This is a genomic window from Aquirufa sp. (assembly GCF_044239315.1).
Taxonomy (GTDB): Bacteria; Bacteroidota; Bacteroidia; order Cytophagales; family Spirosomataceae; genus Aquirufa.
Genome location: NZ_JBIIBQ010000003.1, coordinates 42,077 through 59,406, shown reverse-complemented (window position 1 = coordinate 59,406; position 17,330 = coordinate 42,077). Strand labels below are relative to the sequence as shown.

Sequence of the window (17,330 nt, the reverse complement as noted above, 5' to 3'; positions counted from 1 at the left end):
TTTAAACCTATGGAAAACAAATTCAGCCGGAGAGACATCCTAAAAAGTTCTGCAGGATTCGCTGGCCTTGGAATGATGGGCCACCGTTTTCAAGAAGCAGATATTCAAGCGGGCCTCGACCTGAAAGGAAAAGTACATCACTCAGCTTGTCGCTGGTGCTACCAAGATATTCCTTTTGAAGAATTAGTGATTAATGCTAAAAAAATCGGCTTACAGTCCATCGAATTAACAGGTCCTGCTGAATGGGATATCCTGAAAAAACACGATATGACCGCGGCCATCGGCTGGGGAAAATACCCAGACGGCATGAACATCCCGAATTTCTTTAACCGGACAAAAAATCACGATGGTTTAGTCGGATTCTACGAAGATATCATCCCAAAAGCGGCGAAAGCCGGAGTAAAAAATATCATCGCCTTCTCTGGAAACAGAGACGGATTGAGCGATGAAGATGGTCTAATCAATTGCAAAAAGGGCTTACAGCGAATCATGAAAACCGCTGAACGGTACGATGTGACTATCTCGATGGAGTTATTGAACTCTAAAGTCAACCACAAAGACTACCAAGCAGACACGACCGAATGGGGAGCTGCCCTTTGTGAAATGGTAGGTTCCGATAAATTCAAATTGCTATACGATATCTACCACATGCAAATCATGGAAGGGGACGTAATCGCAACCATCAAAAAATACCACCAATATATCTCTCACTACCATACAGGTGGTGTTCCGGGTCGTAACGAAATTGATGAGACGCAAGAATTAAACTATGCGGCTATCATTCGGGCCATCTACGATACGGGCTATAAAGGCTTCATCGGACAGGAATTTATTCCAGCCCGCAAAGACAAAATGGCGTCCTTAGAACAAGCGGTGAAAATCTGCGATATTTAAGAATACCAAAAGCTTGATTAAAACGCAAACTGCTCCGAATGAGTGGTTTGCGTTTTTTATTTATCAGCCTGTTGATAATCGATTTTTTTGCCTAGTTCCCTAGCGTTTTTCACTCCAATTTTAGGGAATGAAAACGCTCTTTTTTCTCCTTTTATCTTTTCTGTCTATCGCACAATGTGCGAGCATCAGCACGCAACCCCTCCCTCAAATCACCTGTGAAGGAGACTCCATACGACTATTGGTTAACAGTTTAGCTGGCACCTTTCAATGGGAAAAGCGCAGACCCACAGACACAAAGTTCACCAGCATCACAAACGCCCGCGCGACACGCTACGCTTTTCTTTCCGGCGGAGCTACCCACCCTTCAGGATCATATTACCGCTTAAAAATAACCACCAGTAAATGCATTATTTACTCAGATTCTGTACTTATCACGCTAAGGAAAGCGCCGGTCATTTCTAGCTTAACCGTTTGTGAAAAGACGCTTATACCCCTTACCTCTGCCTATTCCTGGACACTCAATCGCCTTCCCGTCGATTCCCTTATAGCAGTTCCCTCCCTCCATGGCGCTAAACTAAAGGCATTCGCACGGCACGTCACTTTTCCAACCGGCACCTGTATACTTGCTTCGAATGAAGTTAGCTTAAGTGTAACATCGTTACCTTCTGCTCCTACACACGTAGTGAAAGTTGTCAAAGCCTGCGCAGGGATCCCTTTCTCATTAAATGCCACTGGCTGTTCTCCCTCGTTAACCTTTTGGTACAATGCAGCTGGCATAAAAATGGGTGAAGGCAGTCGTTTGCCACTCGTAGCATCTGATAGTTCCATTTTTCGCGCATCCTGTGTCAAATCAGGCTGCGAGGGACCTTTGTCCACAGGCGTAAAAACAGTCCTATTCGCTATACCGTCCCCACCCATCAACACCTCAGCTACTTATTTTTGCTCAGGTATCAACTTTATATTACAAGCCAGTGGAGGGCTTAATAACATATGGTATGCATCTGAAACTGCCAAATCGAGCCTAAGTACGGCAACAGCATTCGTGATAAATGCAATTCATAATAGGAGCGCAAAAGATTCCATCCTAGTACGGTTCGCTTCCGTTAAAATTAATGACTGTGAGAGCGACCGCATACCCATTACCGCTCGGATTAAACCACATTTGAAACTCCTACCCCTTTCGCCTATTTCGCTAACGGGTGAAAGAACACTAACTGTACCTGAAGCCCAAACCATAAATGGTACACCACCCTATAAAATCTCCTACAATTCAACAGCTAAAAGTCTTTTTGGTCCATTTACCACCAATGGATTCTTTTTTAGAACCGTTACCGATTCACTCGGCTGTAATACAAAAGATACAACTCTGGTAAATTATGTACGAAATGGCCCTATCATATATCATTTAACGGCTCAATCTGAAACCAATTGTCTAAAAAACAACTACCAAATTCGAATTACAGGCTGCCAATTAAAAACCTCTGCCACCGCAGGAAGCAAACGTTTCGAATCCCCCTTAGCAGAGTTCATCCTGTCTGGCGGAAACTACACTTTCTTCTGCAACGATGGTGAGACGGACACGCTCCTTTTAAACCTACCTGTTTTAAAGCAACCTAGTTCACTACTTTACAAATCATTCACTGGTCAAATTTGTGAGGCGGATAGTGTGACACTTAGCCTCTCAATTGACTCAACTGTGCGCTTTGTTGGCTGGGAGAAAGACAGCCATCTTTTTTCTCAAGACAAGACAATTACAGGCTTATTGCCAGCTGGAGAGTATCAACCTATTTTGGAAGAAAATGGCTGCTTTTATCGTTCAGATAAAACAATTCTGGAGAGAAGACCCAATCCTCCAACCCCTAAACTAGAAAAAATGGGAGCCTATTTTATCAAGTCACATTCCCTAGGCATATCCGAATGGCTCATCGACAAAAGTCGATCGACAGATAGTATGTCTATTCGAAAGATTACAGATGGACGCGAATTCTATGTTCGGGCAAAATGGATGTATAAGAGTCTTAACTGCTATTCTCCCTTCTCAAATGTGTATTATGTGGAACAACCTGCTACTTACGAATTTACTACTTACCCCAATCCTTTATCGGGTATTTTGACTATCGAAATAGCTTATGAAATTGAAAATGCCTTGCTTTATTTATTCGATTTAAAAGGGGAATTAGTTGCTTCAACTGAAATAAAAAATTCCAGCAGGATAATGAATTGGGATATTTCCCGATTCCCCGCTGGAACTTATATTCTAAAGCTATTATCCGATGGAGTTAGCCAAGAAAAAACTATTCGTAAATCCCCTTAGCTATCTTTTCAGAAATAGCCTTAGGTGCTAACCAAGCTAGAAAAGCGCCTAACTTGTTTACGAAACCGGTAATCACTTCTTGCTTTTTAGCAAACATGCCATCCACAGCCATTTTCGCTACTACCTCAGGGGTCATCGTGATCTTCTCCGCTGCTTTACTCGCTTTTGCCGGCAAGTTTGCTCGATCGTTAAAATTCGTCGTAGTAGCGCCTGGGCTAACGGCTGTAACGGTAATTCCTTTAGCTTTCCATTCGTGAAACAAGCCACGAGAGAAGTTCAAAACGAATACTTTAGAGGCTGCGTAAACACTCATCAAAGGAATCGCCTGATAAGCAGTCGAACTGGCAATATTTAGTACATAAGCTTGTCCTTTGCCAGAAAGCATCGGATAGAATCGGAAACAAGATTCCACTAAGGCATTCATGTTAACTTGCATCATTTTTTGAGTTTCCTCGTAGGAATAACTCTCAAACTCCCCCACTAAGCCATATCCGGCATTGTTAACCAAAATACGAAGATCTATCTGCTTAGCTAACACCCACTCATACAGCGTATTTACAGCTGTAGGATCTGCTAAATCTGCTACTAAGTAATCAACCTCCAGCGAATACTTTTTCTGAATTTCTTCTTTTACCTGCTGAAGCTCATAAGAATTACGTGCAACTAAGAATAGATTATACCCTCTCTGCGCTAATTGTAAGGCAATCTCTTTGCCAATTCCTTTACTTCCTCCTGTAATAATTGCGTATGACATAGTAGTATTGTAAATGAAAAAAGCCGCCCGATGAGCAGCTTTTTTCGATGATAATTTTTTATTTATTTTTTAGGAGCCGCGGCTGCTGGAGCTGCTGGATTCAAATAATCATTGATATCCTTGTCATCCGCCTTAATCTCCTGAGCCTTTACGAAATAATCTTTCACCTTAGCCTCATCTTTGGTTACGGTTAAATGATATCCGCCTAGAAATTTATAGGCCTCGAATAATTGATTCTTATCCTCCTTAAATGCCGTAGATTTTTCTTCTTTCAACTTAGCCGCTATTTCTAAGAACTTCTCATAATAAGGTACTCCTAACCACTTCGTACCCGTGTAATCAATTAAGTTGTTCGTACGAGCACGGTTAAGGTAGAATGGAGGCCATTTATCATTTACAGTGATCGCCTTTGCAAACAACGTATCAGACTTCATTGCGATTAATGGACGATTTAAGGTATCTGCTTTCGGTGTAAATGCAGCCACAAAGTAATAATCCATCGCAGCTTTAAAATAATCACCTGAACCTACCGCTTGATTTTTCTTTTGTTTCCACTCAATACTTTTCAAAGCCGCCGCAGCTGCATCATTATAACGCTTTTGCTTGTAGCGAATATCATGAATAATATTATATACGTTGTTATTTGTGTCAAGAGGTGCAGCACGCTCCAAGTAATTTAAAGCAACAGAATCTTTACCTAGACCTTGATATCCCTTTCCGAAATACAAATCATCCATGTAATAAGGCTTCACACCTGAACGAACCATGCCTTCTAGGTTATCAATACCCTGCTGGTAATTCTTCATTTCTACGTTTGAATAACCACGCATACGGAAAATGTCATTATCCTTAACACCCTTCTTATCTGCCTCATCCGTGTATTTCATCGCACCCTCATAATCTTGAGATAAGAACAACAACTTAGCTGTTTCTAAGGTAACTTCAGGAGTAGCTTCAGCTTTCTCTAAATACTTTCTAAAATAACGAGATGCATTTTTGTATTGGCTTCCTACAATCAAATACTCACCATAACGCTTGTGTGCTGGCGCAAAGTTTGAATCCAAATCAATAGCCTCTTTGTAACGAGCTTGAGTCTCACGGTAGTTTTTACCACGTAAAAATACAGTACCGATTTTTACCTTAGCTTTCACGTTTCTAGGATCTTGCAATAAAGCTTGCTCATAAGATGAAACGGCATTACCACCATCATTTTTAATTAAGAAAGCGTCTCCACGAACGATCATCTGCTCTGCGTTTGGACCTTTCTTCGTCTTTTCTAACATCAAGTCAATTAAACGAATTGCCTCTGCCGGGTCGTTATTATTCGCATTAAACTCAGCATCACGACCTAATTTATAGAACATAGAATAGGCTTCTGCAATACGATGAATAACATCGCCATTTTTGTATTTTGTTTCCTGTAGGATACGGTCAAAATCTACTTTCGCTTCATTGACTTTGTTTTGGCCTACTTTGATAGAGGCAAGACCTACTTGATTCAAATAGTTTTTAGGATCTGCTGTCAAGCCTTTCTTGAAAGCATCTTCAGCTGCTGCCCAATCTCTACGAGATAAATGGTAGTAACCTAAATAATAATAGTTTTCCCCGGTAGGAGAAGCTGACACTAAATTTTCAAAAACTTGTTTTGCTCTGCTTGGTTGATCGCGATCGATTAAGTGTAATCCGTCTGCGATAGTTTGTCCCATTGCCATATTGGTGATCAATAAACAGATTGCCAATATCCACGATTTCATTTTCTTCATTTTGTTGTTTAATTAATAGCTTTCAATCTTTTTCCTAGGCCTGGAACACCGAAATGTCCAATTTTATACACTTAACTTTAAATTCGTTAGAACAACAAAAATAAAAACAATCTTCTATTTTCCCTACATTACACAAAATAAAAATACACTATTGATTGATTTGATAGGTACGAATCGTGATAGGTCGGGTCAGCGGAATTAATCCTGCCTTCAATACAATGAGCTGTCCTAGATCTCCTGATACATAATTCAGGAAGCCTGTTCCTAAGCCTTGATGAGCCTCCTTCAATATATATTTGATTTCGCGACGTAGAGGGTATTTTTTCAAGGCTAAATTATAGCCGAAAGGCTGCGTGTAGGGCATACCCTTACCTTCAGCCACTGACATCACATTCACTGAACGTATAAAACCCAGTGAAGTGGGATTATCTCCATCACTAATCCAATTAGACCCTACAATACCAATCGATCGAGCATCATTTTTTACCTGCTTGATCACTTCTGGATTAGAACCAGCTGCCACCACATGCAATTTCTCAGCACTTGAAATCTTTAATTTATCTAATAAAAATTTCAAATTACTTGAGTTCGCTTTGTCCACCACTAGCGTATACTTAGTCGAAGTTCCTACAATTAAATCTTTCAAATCAGCTAGGGTAATGAGCGTATCTGAATTGGATTTATTGGCTAATAACGCGATTCCGTCTGCTGCTATATTGAAACTGCGGTAAGTAATGGCCTTGCGAGTGAAAATTTCCTTTTCTTTGGCCGTCAAATCCCGTGTCACCACCACCCCACGAATCTTGTCATTCAGCATATCAGCGATAACTTCATTCTCCGGACTGAACTTATACTTGATCTTAGCGTATTTATATTGCTCCTCGAATGCCGTCTTCTCGGCCTTCATTAACGGCTCAAAAGACTCATCCACGCCAAGGGTAATTTCTCCAACTGTGGCTGAATCTGTAGGTGTCTCCTTTTTATCTTTAGAGCATTGGAAAAAACTTAGCCCAATAAGTAGAGCTAAACTAATATTTCTGATATTCTTCATCATCTTCATCTGTTGAGTTAAAGTAGGCATAGGCTCTCCAAATTCGAAAAAGTCCATAGGCCATAAAAAGTAAACCAAATAAAACGATGGTAGGTACACCAAAATTAGTACCTAAATCAAACTCCGAATAAAAAGCCACATACAAGCCTAGCAGAAAATAGGCGAAGGCAACGATTAATCGAAATCCGACATTAATCCAAACAGCAATAGGTCTTTTCATATTCATTTAAAAAAACAGACCTGCTAAATTACATTCAGCAGGTCTGTCTATGTTTAATCAATTCTATCTTATTCAGATAAAACGAACGTAATCGGTTGAGTAAAACGAGATCTAACCGCTCTTCCAGACTGCTTACCAGGATTCCATCTTGGCATAGACTTGATTACGCGAATAGCTTCCTCATCACATCCGAAACCAACACCTTTCAAAACTTGTACGTCTTGAACGGTACCATCCGTGTTAACAACGAAAGATACGAATACTCTACCACCTACGTTCGCACGCTGAGCAGCAGAAGGGTATTTCAACGTTTTCTGTAAGAAACGTCCCCATGCACCAGGTCCTCCAGGGAATTCTGCTTGTTGCTCAACCGCCGTAAAGATTTCATCTTCAGCAGGCTTAGGTGGCTCAACAGGCTCAGCTCCCTTAGCATCTGGGTCAACTGGTGGCTCATACGATTCCGTTTCCCCTTTCACAGTTTCAGATGCCGTATTACCTCTTACCTCTTCAGGTGGAGGCTCTGGCTTCGTTACTTCCTCATCATGCTTGATCTCAGGAGGTAAGAATTTCGTCGTTGTCACCTTAGGGATTTCCTTGGGTGGTGGCGGTGGCGGCGGTGGAGGCAACTCTACCTTTTTAGGTGGAGCAGGCTTGTCCAATTTCATTACTTCAGCAGTCACCTCAGTCTTATCTTCCGCAGCGGCAGTTAACTGTTTCCAGAAAGCTGCTAACAAAAGAGCACCGACAAAGAGTGCAGAGCCTAGTAATACGGACCGCTTCATTACTTTAGGATACGTCTTTCTTAAAACGAAGGCACCGAATTCACGATTCTTGTTTTTGAAGATAATATCGTCCAAAGTAGCATCTTGGCTTATTACTTGTGACATAATATTCGTTTAATTTAAAATTAATTTAATAAGCTTATTTTCCTGATCGTTTAATCAATGCCTCCGTATCCGGATCGATCTCTAACAGAGCATAACGCTTGTTGTTAGTTATCGCGCATTCATCAAGCATGTCAATCATGTTGCGATACTTCGCACCTTTGGTTGGCTTGATCACGATAGTAAAATTATTACCCACTTTCGCTTTCAGATCCGCGATAACCTTGCGAATTCCTGTCTCCGAATAGTTAGTAACTTGCATTACTGTACCTGCTTCAGTAGGGATACCTTGGTAGTAATACACCTTTTTCTCATCTGGACACACGGTAAGTGTTTCAGATAATTTTACAGGTGATGTTTCCTTTGTATCCGTTTTATCAGGCATGTTTAATTGCATGGTAACGGGCTTTGCTAACGTTGTAGTTAACATAAAGAAAGTAATCAAAAGGAAGCCTAAGTCCACCATAGGTGTCATGTCGATTTTGGTCGACATTTTCTTACTGCGCTTCTTTCCTCCGCCTTTCTTCCCGCCACCGGAGCTATCTATTTCTGCCATTTCTTTTCGTAATTAATAATTAAAATGAAAACTTATCTCGGTTTATTTTCCGGTCCAGTTACTAATTGGAAGATATTGATATTCTGAGCCTGCAAAGTACCGATGATATCGGCAAAAACTTTGTAGTTAGAATTTTGATCTCCTTTAATAGCAACTTTCAACTCTGGATTAGACAATTTCGCATAACCCACCCAATACGAAAGTTCGTTATTAGTTGAATCAATTGGAATCCCCTTGCTTAGCTTTTTAGCTTCTGAAGGTTTCATATTTAACACCTGACGCATTGCTCCTAGAGGATAGCCTACGATTTCTGAAGCCATAAAGTTCTTCTTCATCTCGGCTGTTACAGCGACACCATAGCGATTAGCCATGCGCTCTAACATAAACTCACGTGCCATTTGATCATCAGTTGCCAAATAAACGCCTCCTTCTGGTGAAACACTAACCATCAGCATACCATCTTTAATGTTCAGAGGTTTCTCTGAGATAGAAGATGGAGGAGTGATCGTAACTGCCTCTTCTGGACGGAACTTCGCGGTTAACATGAAGAACGTCAAAAGAAGGAAAGCCACATCACACATCGCTGTCATGTCGAGTGAGACACTTTGTCGTTTAGCTTTAACTTTTGGCATAACAATTATTTTTTTGAACGGTGAATAAAATTGAATGAAAGGGCAAGGCCCCTAAATCAGTTCAAATATTAATTGTGATGTGTAGCGTAGTTTTGGTTAACGCTTAAGCCGATTTCGTCAATGCTATAAGTTAACTCATCAATTTTCGCTGTGAACACGTTGTATGCAATGATACAGATCGCTGAAGTACCGATACCTAATGCTGTGTTGATTAGGGCTTCAGAGATACCATTTGCTAAAGCGGATGAATCAGTTGATCCACCTGAGTTACCTAATGACGCGAAGGCCTTAATCATACCGATTACCGTTCCTAATAGACCGATCAAAGTTGAAACGGATGCTAAAGTTGCGATGATAGTTAAGTTTTTCTCTAACATTGGCAATTCTAATGAAGTAGCTTCTTCCACTTCTTTGCTCAATGCAGCTAATTTTTGCTCTTTGTCTAAAGATTTCTCCGTAGTCAAAGCTTTGTATTTTTTGATGGCAGCTAAGGTAACGTTACCTACAGATCCTTTTTGCTTATCACAAGCTTTCAAAGCACCGTCTACGTCATCCTTGTCTAAGGAAGCTTGAATTGAGCGAACAAAAGCATTCACATCACCAGTTCCTTTTGCTTTACCGATTGTGAACATACGCTCGATTGAGAATGTTAATGCAGTTAAGAAACAAGTCATCAAAACTGGCACGATAACTCCACCTTTATAAACTACACCAAAGTAGTCGCCTGGTAGTGGGTGTCCTTCATTAGTACCGCCTTCAAAGTGAGAGCCATCACCCATTACAAGTGAATAAATCGCTACCGCAATGGCAAAAAGGACAATTAGAATTAAACCTGCAGAAATACCGCCAGATTTTTTTTCGGTTGCAGCTGGCTTAGCAGCTGGCTTTGGTTGTTGTGTACTCATTAGTTTGGTAATTTGGGGTTAAAGAATTATTTTTTAATAAAACTTGTAGAAAATGCGGCGATCGTAGTTTTCATAGTATAGACTTTCGCTTTCTTTTCGATAAAGGCAAAAGTAATAGAATTCTAATATAATTTTCATCCTTTAAATAATCATTATAGGGTTCTGAGCAGGTCACAGATTTTGGACTATTGTACTAATCCGATATTTTCTACTAATAACGGATAATTTCAGGGTACTATTTTGGGATTATTGAATTATAAAAAAATTAAAAAAAAATTAAATTTTGTTGAGAATTTCCCGGTTAAACCTATTTAATACCTTAATTTTGGAAGTCAAAAACAAGCTAATGATCGATTCCCCATTCAATCCTAAAGGCCCTCGAGCTTCTACACGAAGTAAGGATAATATGAGCTTGAAAGAAGCAATTGAATCCCTTTTACGAGTCTATAAGTTGCAGAATAAATTCGACGAGACCTATATCGTGGCACACTGGGAGGAAATTATGGGAAAACCAATCGCAGCTAGGACTACCAAGGTCTATATAAAGGATAAACAACTATTTTTAGGGATCGATTCCGCGCCTTTAAAGAAAGAGTTATTGATGGCCAAACAGAAAATGATTGAGCTTTTAAATAAAACGGCTCAGCAAGATATCATTACTGAGGTTGTTTTTCTTTAAAAAGATCCCATACTAGAGAAAGCCCCTATACGGTAAGTCGACAGACCATATTTGAATCCCCCAATAACCATAGGGCTACAATTCTTCCGCCCTGCCAGGATGCGGGTTTTAAATCGGGTGTACAAGATTTAAATCTGCAGGTGCGATGGGAAAGGATTTTTACACTATTACGAAATTTAGCCCTTGAGGATCCTAAAAAAAAGCAGATATTTACGCTATGAATCGGATTATACCACCGTATTTAAATCCAGGCGACGAAGTCGCCATTTTGTCTCCAGCCTCGTTTCCTCCTACGGAAAACTGGAAGCAGGGCGTACAGGTGTTAGAAAACTGGGGGCTTCGGGTGCGAAATGCGCCTAATTACTTGTCTCGTCATTTTGGCTTAGGTGGCACGGATGCCGAACGTTTATCCGATTTACAGCAAATGTTGGACGACCCCTCGATTAAGGCCATATTCCCGATTCGGGGTGGATATGGGTCCTCTCGTTTATTGGATTCGTTGGATTTTTCAAGGTTTATTTCGTGTCCCAAATGGATCGTTGGTTTCTCGGACATCACCGCCCTTTTGTGTGAGGTAGACCGATTAGGTATTGCCAGTATTCACGGACCTATGCCCCATAATTTTTGCCAAAAAGGAGGTGAATCTGCCTTGCAAAACTTGAATTCTCTTTTGTTCGAGGGAAAGATTTCCGTTGCTGCTCCTGCACATTCGTTGAACCGCTCTGGAGAGGCCTCCGCAGAAATTGTTGGAGGAAACCTGTCCCTTTTATGTCATTTAGTAGGTAGCTCCACTTTCGCTTCAGCTGAAGGTAAAATCTTATTCATAGAAGAAGTGGGAGAACGCCTATACCATGTGGATCGGATGCTTTTACAATTAAAGCGAGCAGGATATTTCCAAAATCTAGCCGGACTAATCGTAGGGGGATTCACCGATTGCAATGAGGCTAGTTTGGCGATTGGAAAAACGGCTTTTGAATTAGTCGCAGAACATACATCGTCCTACTCCTACCCTATTGCTTTTGATTTCCCAGCTGGGCATATTCCGAATAACCAGCCTTTAGTTTTTGGCGTGAAATCCAAGATGTTGGTTAATTCTAATGAAATCCAATTAACTGTTATTTAATCCCTCCACTTTACGCTAACCTTGTGTCTTAATAGACCACTATGTTAGCGAAAACATTTGGCAGTGCCCTCGTGGGCATACATGCCTCCATTATCACCATTGAAACCCACGTAGGTCAAGGATCTAAATGTTACCTGGTGGGCCTACCCGATTCCACCATTAAGGAATCCATTCAACGCGTCGAATCAGCCATCAAACAAATCGGCTATTTTTTCCCACGTCGTAAAGTAGTCATCAACCTTGCCCCCGCTGACATTCGCAAAGAAGGTTCCGGCTACGACCTCCCTATCGCATTAGGCTTATTGCAAGCGTCTGAACAAACCAAAATGAATGGGCTATCTGACTATTTAATTATGGGAGAACTCTCATTAACGGGGGAAATTCGCCCGATTAAAGGTGCCCTTTCGATGGCGATTGAGGCCAAAAAACAAGGCATCAAATCCCTAATTTTACCCTGTGAAAATGCAGTAGAGGCCGCTTTAATCGACGGTTTGGATATTTATGGAATGGCTAACTTACGTGATACGATTCGATTCTTGCATGGAAGAAAACAAGCCCCCGTGAAAGCCCCTAATATTTTAGAAGTTAGCCTAAAATACGAAGACGATTTCTCCCAAATAAAAGGACAAGAAAAAGCTAAACGAGCCATTGAAATTGCGGTGGCGGGCGGGCACAACCTGATTCTGGTGGGCCCTCCTGGTTCAGGAAAAACAATGATGGCAAAACGTATTCCATCCATTATGCCTCCGATGAACCTCCGCGAGATCATCGAAACAACCCAAATTCACTCGATCGTGGGAAAGCTAAGTACAGAAAATCCACTCATCACCGAAAGACCCTTTCGAGCCTTGCACCACAGTATATCGGCTCCCGCATTGATTGGTGGGCGAACCAATCCGCAACCCGGAGAAATTTCTTTGGCACACCAAGGAGTATTATTCCTTGATGAACTTCCAGAATTTCAACGGCACGTTTTGGAGCTATTAAGACAGCCTCTAGAAGAACGAAAAGTTCCCATCTCCCGCGCACATGGAACGGTGGAATTCCCAGCAAATTTCCTGTTGATCTCCGCCATGAACCCCTGTCCCTGCGGCTATTTTCATCATCCCGAAAAACCGTGTACGTGTAAACCGTTCCAGATAGAACGCTACTTGCATCGAATATCAGGGCCCTTACTCGATCGAATCGATATGCATTTAGAAGTATTTCCCTTATCGTATTCAGAAATGTTTCAATCTACTGAGAGTGAATCAAGTCCACCTATTAGAGAACGAGTGAAAAAGGCTAGAGATATTCAAACGCAAAGATTTAATAGGAGTTTTATCCGTACTAATGCGGAAATGAATTCCGATCAAGTAAAATCGATTTGTCTACTGGATACAAACTCCGAAGCCTTACTGCAGACCGCCATAGAAAAACTACAATTGTCCGCGCGAGCTCATGATCGAATTTTAAAAATGGCTAGAACCATTGCAGACCTAGCTAATTCTTCCACAATACAAGCAAAACATGTAGCTGAGGCCATCACCTACCGAAATTTAGATCGCGAAAATTGGTCCGGCTAATTGCGTTTTTCTTCGAAAAGGCCTACATTTAAAGTGATAATTCAAAATTACGTATGAGAAAATTGACCCTTGGGATTTTAGCACTATTAGTGACCCTTTTCGCTAGTTCATTTACTCCTGTAGAAGGAGAGGAAGACTGGAAAGTGGTTTTCAAAAAAATTAAAGAGGAAGTAGAGCTGCACTCTAAAGCATACAGCACGTTGGGAGATGCATGTAAGACCATAGGACATCGATTAACCGGAAGTGAAAAGGGGAAAAAAGCGGAGGAATATGCTTTTCGTTTATTAAAAGAATACGGCTTTAAGGACACAAAGTTTCAAGGATTTCAAGTTGAAGCTTGGGCTCGCGATACAGTCACTTTATCTATCGCCCCTCCTAAATCAGATGATTTCAGAGAAGTACCTGTGGTATCGTTAGCAATGACACCCGTTGATGCTAACATACAAGGAACGATAGTAGATCTAGGCAATGGACTAGATGCCGATTACGCGGGCAAAGAGGTGAAAGGGAAAGTCGTATTAGCAAACATCGGACTCTTAGATGCTGCCGCAGGAACAAAAAATTTGCACCGCTCTGAAAAGACCGCTTTAGCCATTCAACACGGAGCCATCGGAGTCATTTTCGTAAATACCGTCAAAGGTCAGGTATTATTAACCGGTACAGCTTCTGTTACGGGAAATTTAATCTCCATTCCAGCGGTGTGTATTTCATTAGAAAATGGAACAGAGATCAGGAAATGGATGAAAGACCAACCAGGCCTTTTGAGTTTAATTGAAATGCACAATGTAAGCAAACCAATTAAGGCACGTAACGTAGTTGCGACATTAAAAGGAACAAGCTCGAAATTAAGAAATGAGAAAATTATCATCGGAGGTCACCTGGATTCGTGGGATCTGGCGACAGGTGCCATCGATAACGGTATTGGCTCATTCTCTGTTTTAGATGTGGCTCGAACTTTTAAAGCATTGGGATTAAGCAGCAAACGCACCATCGAATTTGTGGCTTTTATGGGTGAAGAGGAAGGACTACTTGGTTCTAAGGCTTATGTGGAGCGTGCTAAAAAACTTGGAGAACTAGATCAAATCGTATATATGATTAATCTGGATATGACCAATAATGTATATGGATTTAATGCAGGTGGTCGTGACGAAATGCTTTCTGTCTTAAAGTCTATCGGTGATCAAATTAAGGCTATCGATGGAGAATTTGGCAATTCACTAGTTAATTCCCCTGGTCTACATTCAGACAACCAGACTTTTTTAATGGAAGGAATACCGGCTGCTGATCCTATGGGGAGATTAACCCGTAGTGTTTTGGATTGTTACCATGCAAACTGTGATGATTTTAGTTTAGTTAATAAAAAGGAAATGGAGAATACCGTAAAGTATACCACTATGCTCCTGTATGGCTTAGCTAACATGGATCAAATTCCAGCTAAAAAATTAGACTTTTATTCTACTAAAGAATTTTTTATCAAACATAACCTCCGCCACGAACTTGAATTAGGGAATGAGTGGCGCTGGGGGAATGACTAAATAATTTGCAAAATTCTGTTATTTTTACACTTTAGAAAATTTGAATTGACACAATGAGTAGCCAAAACCCTTCCTTTTTTGACCATCAAATCGAAGTAGTACCTGAAACATCATTTAAATCCATTATTAAAGTAATTGGAATTGGGGGTGGCGGATCCAATGCGGTGAAGCACATGGATAATCTGAAGATTAAAGGAGCTGATTTAATTATCTGTAATACAGATTCACAAGCTTTAGCTTCCAATTCGGTCCGCACAAAAATCAAATTAGGAGAACAAGGCTTAGGGGCTGGCACAGACCCTGAAGTGGGAAAACAAGCTGCTCAGGAGAGTCAAGAAAAGATCAAAGCCGTTCTTTCGAATGAAACGAAAATGGTCTTCATTACAGCCGGAATGGGTGGAGGAACCGGTACCGGAGCTGCACCAGTGGTAGCTGAAATCGCTCGAGATCGCGATTTATTAACGGTGGCTGTGGTTTCATTTCCGTATAACTGGGAAGGAAAAGAGAAAATTCAATACGCAAGAGACGGGATTGAAGAACTAAAAACGTATTGCGATACGGTTTTAGTAATCATGAACGATAAAATATCTGAGCATTACAAAGATTTAGCCGTAAAGCACGCCTTTGCAAAAGCAGATGACGTATTAGCAAAAGCAGTTAAATCAGTCGTAGACGTTATTGCGAAACCAGGAGATATCAACACGGACTTCATGGACGTTAAGAAGGTATTGACGAATGCGGGTCAAGCGATGATGAGTTCTGCGCTAGGTAAAGGAGAAGAAAGAGCGAAGGCGGCTATCGTGGAAGCTTTGAACTCTCCTCTATTAAATTCACAAGAAATTAAAGGGGCGAAACGTATCTTAGTAACAGTTTCTACGAGCAGCTCGAAAGATTTATTGATTTGGGAAAAAGATGCCATCATCGAATACTTAAACGAACGAATTGATGCGCAAGCGGATATGGTCAAGTTTGGTTTCTCTACCGATGAGGATTTAGGAGAAGACCTCTATTTAACTGTTATCGCTGCTGGTTATGAGCAAGATTCTAGTGGAATGGATGGCGGTATGCGTAAAGTAGTCAGAAAAGCAGCTCCTGTATTCTTAAATCCAGGCGACAGCGTGGAATTAGATGGCGAATTAGAAACGGCGTCTCCTGTTTCAGCTGATTCGGAGGAAGCTAGATTTGCTCAAATGATTGAGAAATTCAAAAATGGCTCTATGTCAGATGCTGAATTCAAAATACCTACCTACAAGCGGACCGAGGTAGGATTATATGATATTACGACTATGCCTGAGAAGGCATGGCAAACAACGGATTTATTCGCTGAATAATTCCTGAATTTTGGAGATAGCTGCTCGGATGATTTCTTCACTCGAGTAGGCTACCTCGAATTCCGAGATTGCCTCTACTCCACCCATCGATATTCCTGGACGTCTATATTCCATTTTAGAATTACGCGTTGTTCTCGCACTTAAGTGGATCGCATCCACACCTATCTGCACAAAATCTAAGCAATTCACCGGCTTTACTCCACTTCCTGCCATAATTTGGATTCGGCCTTTAGCTGCTGCTACCAATTCTGCTATGTTTTCAATGCCATCTAGGGCCTTATCTTTGCAGCCCGAAGTTAGTATACGGTTAAAGCCGATAGCGATTAATTGTTCCATCACTTCCAAAGGTTCACGAGAAACATCAATGGCCCGATGGCAAGTCAATTCACGACCAGCGGCTATCGTCTTAAATTCCAGCATAAACTCAACATCTAAATCTCCATTGGGTTTCAGCGCACCCACCACAATTCCATGCACACCTTGAGCCAATAGGGACCTAGCTTCAGCGAGCATCGTCTGTTTTTCCGTTTCATCATAGACAAAATCTCCACCGCGAGGTCTAACCATCGCATGAATCTCCAACGATGTAGATTTCAAAGCTTGTTCCACGAGGCCTGCGCTGGGTGTTGTTCCACCTTCCCAGGGGGAAGCACATAATTCAACCCGCTGCGCTCCCGCCCGGTCTGCGGCGATACAGGAGAATAAAGAATAGGCACAAACTTCGACAGAAACGGGACTAGATAGAGTCATAAAAGAGGGAAAAAATCAGGGTTTTGATAATTAATGAAAATTTAAAAAATAAATCTTTCATAAATACATTTTTATTTTACTTTTGCAATTAGGTAGGGTTTACGTTTAAGAAAACCCCTTTTATTTTTGAAATAAAAATTAGCTATAAATTATGTATTGGACACTAGAACTTGCCTCCTATTTAGAAGACGCGCCATGGCCAGCGTCGAAAGATGAATTAATTGACTTCGCTATCCGTACAGGATCTCCATTAGAAGTAGTAGAAAATCTACAAGAGCTGGAGGACGATGGTCAACCATTCGAGAGTATTGAAGAAATTTGGCCGGATTATCCGACAAAAGACGACTTCTTCTTTAACGAGGACGAATATTAAT

17 protein-coding genes are annotated in these 17,330 nt (G+C 41.1%); 8 read left to right on the top strand and 9 right to left on the bottom strand.

All coding sequences use genetic code 11. From position 1 onward, the window contains the following. The first annotated feature begins 9 nt into the window (after nucleotides 1-9). Both ACILP5_RS01590 and ACILP5_RS01585 read left to right on the top strand, forming a co-directional pair. Nucleotides 10-894: a hydroxypyruvate isomerase family protein gene (locus tag ACILP5_RS01590; RefSeq protein ID WP_395616897.1), complete on the top strand. Its 885-nt coding sequence runs from the start codon at nucleotides 10-12 to the stop codon at nucleotides 892-894. Nucleotides 895-1,021: 127 nt separating this feature from the next. Then, complete coding sequence (locus ACILP5_RS01585) at nucleotides 1,022-3,208, top strand: T9SS type A sorting domain-containing protein (RefSeq protein ID WP_395616896.1); 2,187 nt, start codon at nucleotides 1,022-1,024, stop codon at nucleotides 3,206-3,208. Here ACILP5_RS01585 and ACILP5_RS01580 read toward each other — a convergent pair. The 8 genes from ACILP5_RS01580 to ACILP5_RS01545 form a co-directional block, all read right to left on the bottom strand. Further along, nucleotides 3,189-3,962: an SDR family NAD(P)-dependent oxidoreductase gene (locus ACILP5_RS01580; protein ID WP_395616895.1), complete on the bottom strand. Its 774-nt coding sequence runs from the start codon at nucleotides 3,960-3,962 to the stop codon at nucleotides 3,189-3,191. The two genes, ACILP5_RS01585 and ACILP5_RS01580, sit on opposite strands and share 20 nt — an antisense overlap. Nucleotides 3,963-4,024: 62 nt before the next feature. Next, complete coding sequence (locus ACILP5_RS01575) at nucleotides 4,025-5,716, bottom strand: tetratricopeptide repeat protein (RefSeq protein WP_395616894.1); 1,692 nt, start codon at nucleotides 5,714-5,716, stop codon at nucleotides 4,025-4,027. Nucleotides 5,717-5,873: 157 nt separating this feature from the next. After that, the gene (locus ACILP5_RS01570; RefSeq protein ID WP_395616893.1) at nucleotides 5,874-6,779 is read right to left on the bottom strand and encodes a PstS family phosphate ABC transporter substrate-binding protein; all 906 of its coding nucleotides are present in this window, start codon (nucleotides 6,777-6,779) and stop codon (nucleotides 5,874-5,876) included. Further along, complete coding sequence (locus ACILP5_RS01565; RefSeq protein WP_395616892.1) at nucleotides 6,754-6,996, bottom strand: hypothetical protein; 243 nt, start codon at nucleotides 6,994-6,996, stop codon at nucleotides 6,754-6,756. The genes ACILP5_RS01570 and ACILP5_RS01565 overlap by 26 nt, the downstream gene beginning before the upstream one ends. 68 nt (nucleotides 6,997-7,064) lie before the next feature. Then, the gene (locus ACILP5_RS01560) at nucleotides 7,065-7,883 is read right to left on the bottom strand and encodes a TonB family protein (RefSeq protein ID WP_395616891.1); all 819 of its coding nucleotides are present in this window, start codon (nucleotides 7,881-7,883) and stop codon (nucleotides 7,065-7,067) included. 34 nt (nucleotides 7,884-7,917) lie between these two features. Then, a complete protein-coding gene (locus ACILP5_RS01555) occupies nucleotides 7,918-8,436 on the bottom strand; it encodes an ExbD/TolR family protein (protein WP_395616890.1) in 519 nt (172 codons plus the stop codon). A 32-nt stretch (nucleotides 8,437-8,468) separates the two neighbouring features. Continuing rightward, nucleotides 8,469-9,068: an ExbD/TolR family protein gene (locus ACILP5_RS01550; RefSeq protein ID WP_395616889.1), complete on the bottom strand. Its 600-nt coding sequence runs from the start codon at nucleotides 9,066-9,068 to the stop codon at nucleotides 8,469-8,471. Nucleotides 9,069-9,136: 68 nt separating this feature from the next. Further along, nucleotides 9,137-9,973 (bottom strand): MotA/TolQ/ExbB proton channel family protein, encoded by an 837-nt coding sequence (locus ACILP5_RS01545; protein ID WP_395616888.1) that lies wholly within the window; start codon nucleotides 9,971-9,973, stop codon nucleotides 9,137-9,139. Between the two features lie 346 nt (nucleotides 9,974-10,319). Between ACILP5_RS01545 and ACILP5_RS01540 the strand changes: the two genes are divergently transcribed. The 5 genes from ACILP5_RS01540 to ftsZ all read left to right on the top strand — a co-directional run bounded on the left by ACILP5_RS01540 (nucleotide 10,320) and on the right by ftsZ (nucleotide 16,206). Next, a complete protein-coding gene (locus ACILP5_RS01540) occupies nucleotides 10,320-10,652 on the top strand; it encodes a DUF721 domain-containing protein (RefSeq protein ID WP_395616887.1) in 333 nt (110 codons plus the stop codon). A gap of 217 nt (nucleotides 10,653-10,869) precedes the next feature. Beyond that, entirely contained in the window at nucleotides 10,870-11,775 is a 906-nt protein-coding gene (locus ACILP5_RS01535) for an LD-carboxypeptidase (RefSeq protein WP_395616886.1), read from the top strand. A gap of 41 nt (nucleotides 11,776-11,816) precedes the next feature. Then, a complete protein-coding gene (locus ACILP5_RS01530; RefSeq protein ID WP_395616885.1) occupies nucleotides 11,817-13,340 on the top strand; it encodes a YifB family Mg chelatase-like AAA ATPase in 1,524 nt (507 codons plus the stop codon). Nucleotides 13,341-13,393: 53 nt separating this feature from the next. After that, entirely contained in the window at nucleotides 13,394-14,875 is a 1,482-nt protein-coding gene (locus tag ACILP5_RS01525; RefSeq protein WP_395616884.1) for a M20/M25/M40 family metallo-hydrolase, read from the top strand. Nucleotides 14,876-14,928: 53 nt separating this feature from the next. Further along, nucleotides 14,929-16,206: a cell division protein FtsZ gene (gene ftsZ / locus ACILP5_RS01520; protein ID WP_395616883.1), complete on the top strand. Its 1,278-nt coding sequence runs from the start codon at nucleotides 14,929-14,931 to the stop codon at nucleotides 16,204-16,206. Here ftsZ and ACILP5_RS01515 read toward each other — a convergent pair. After that, the gene (locus tag ACILP5_RS01515) at nucleotides 16,192-16,956 is read right to left on the bottom strand and encodes a copper homeostasis protein CutC (RefSeq protein ID WP_395616882.1); all 765 of its coding nucleotides are present in this window, start codon (nucleotides 16,954-16,956) and stop codon (nucleotides 16,192-16,194) included. The two genes, ftsZ and ACILP5_RS01515, sit on opposite strands and share 15 nt — an antisense overlap. 151 nt (nucleotides 16,957-17,107) lie before the next feature. Here ACILP5_RS01515 and ACILP5_RS01510 point away from each other — a divergent pair, with 151 nt between their 5' ends. Then, nucleotides 17,108-17,329, top strand: coding sequence for a DUF2795 domain-containing protein (locus ACILP5_RS01510; protein WP_130895915.1), 222 nt, complete (start codon nucleotides 17,108-17,110; stop codon nucleotides 17,327-17,329). Nucleotide 17,330: the final 1 nt, after the last annotated feature.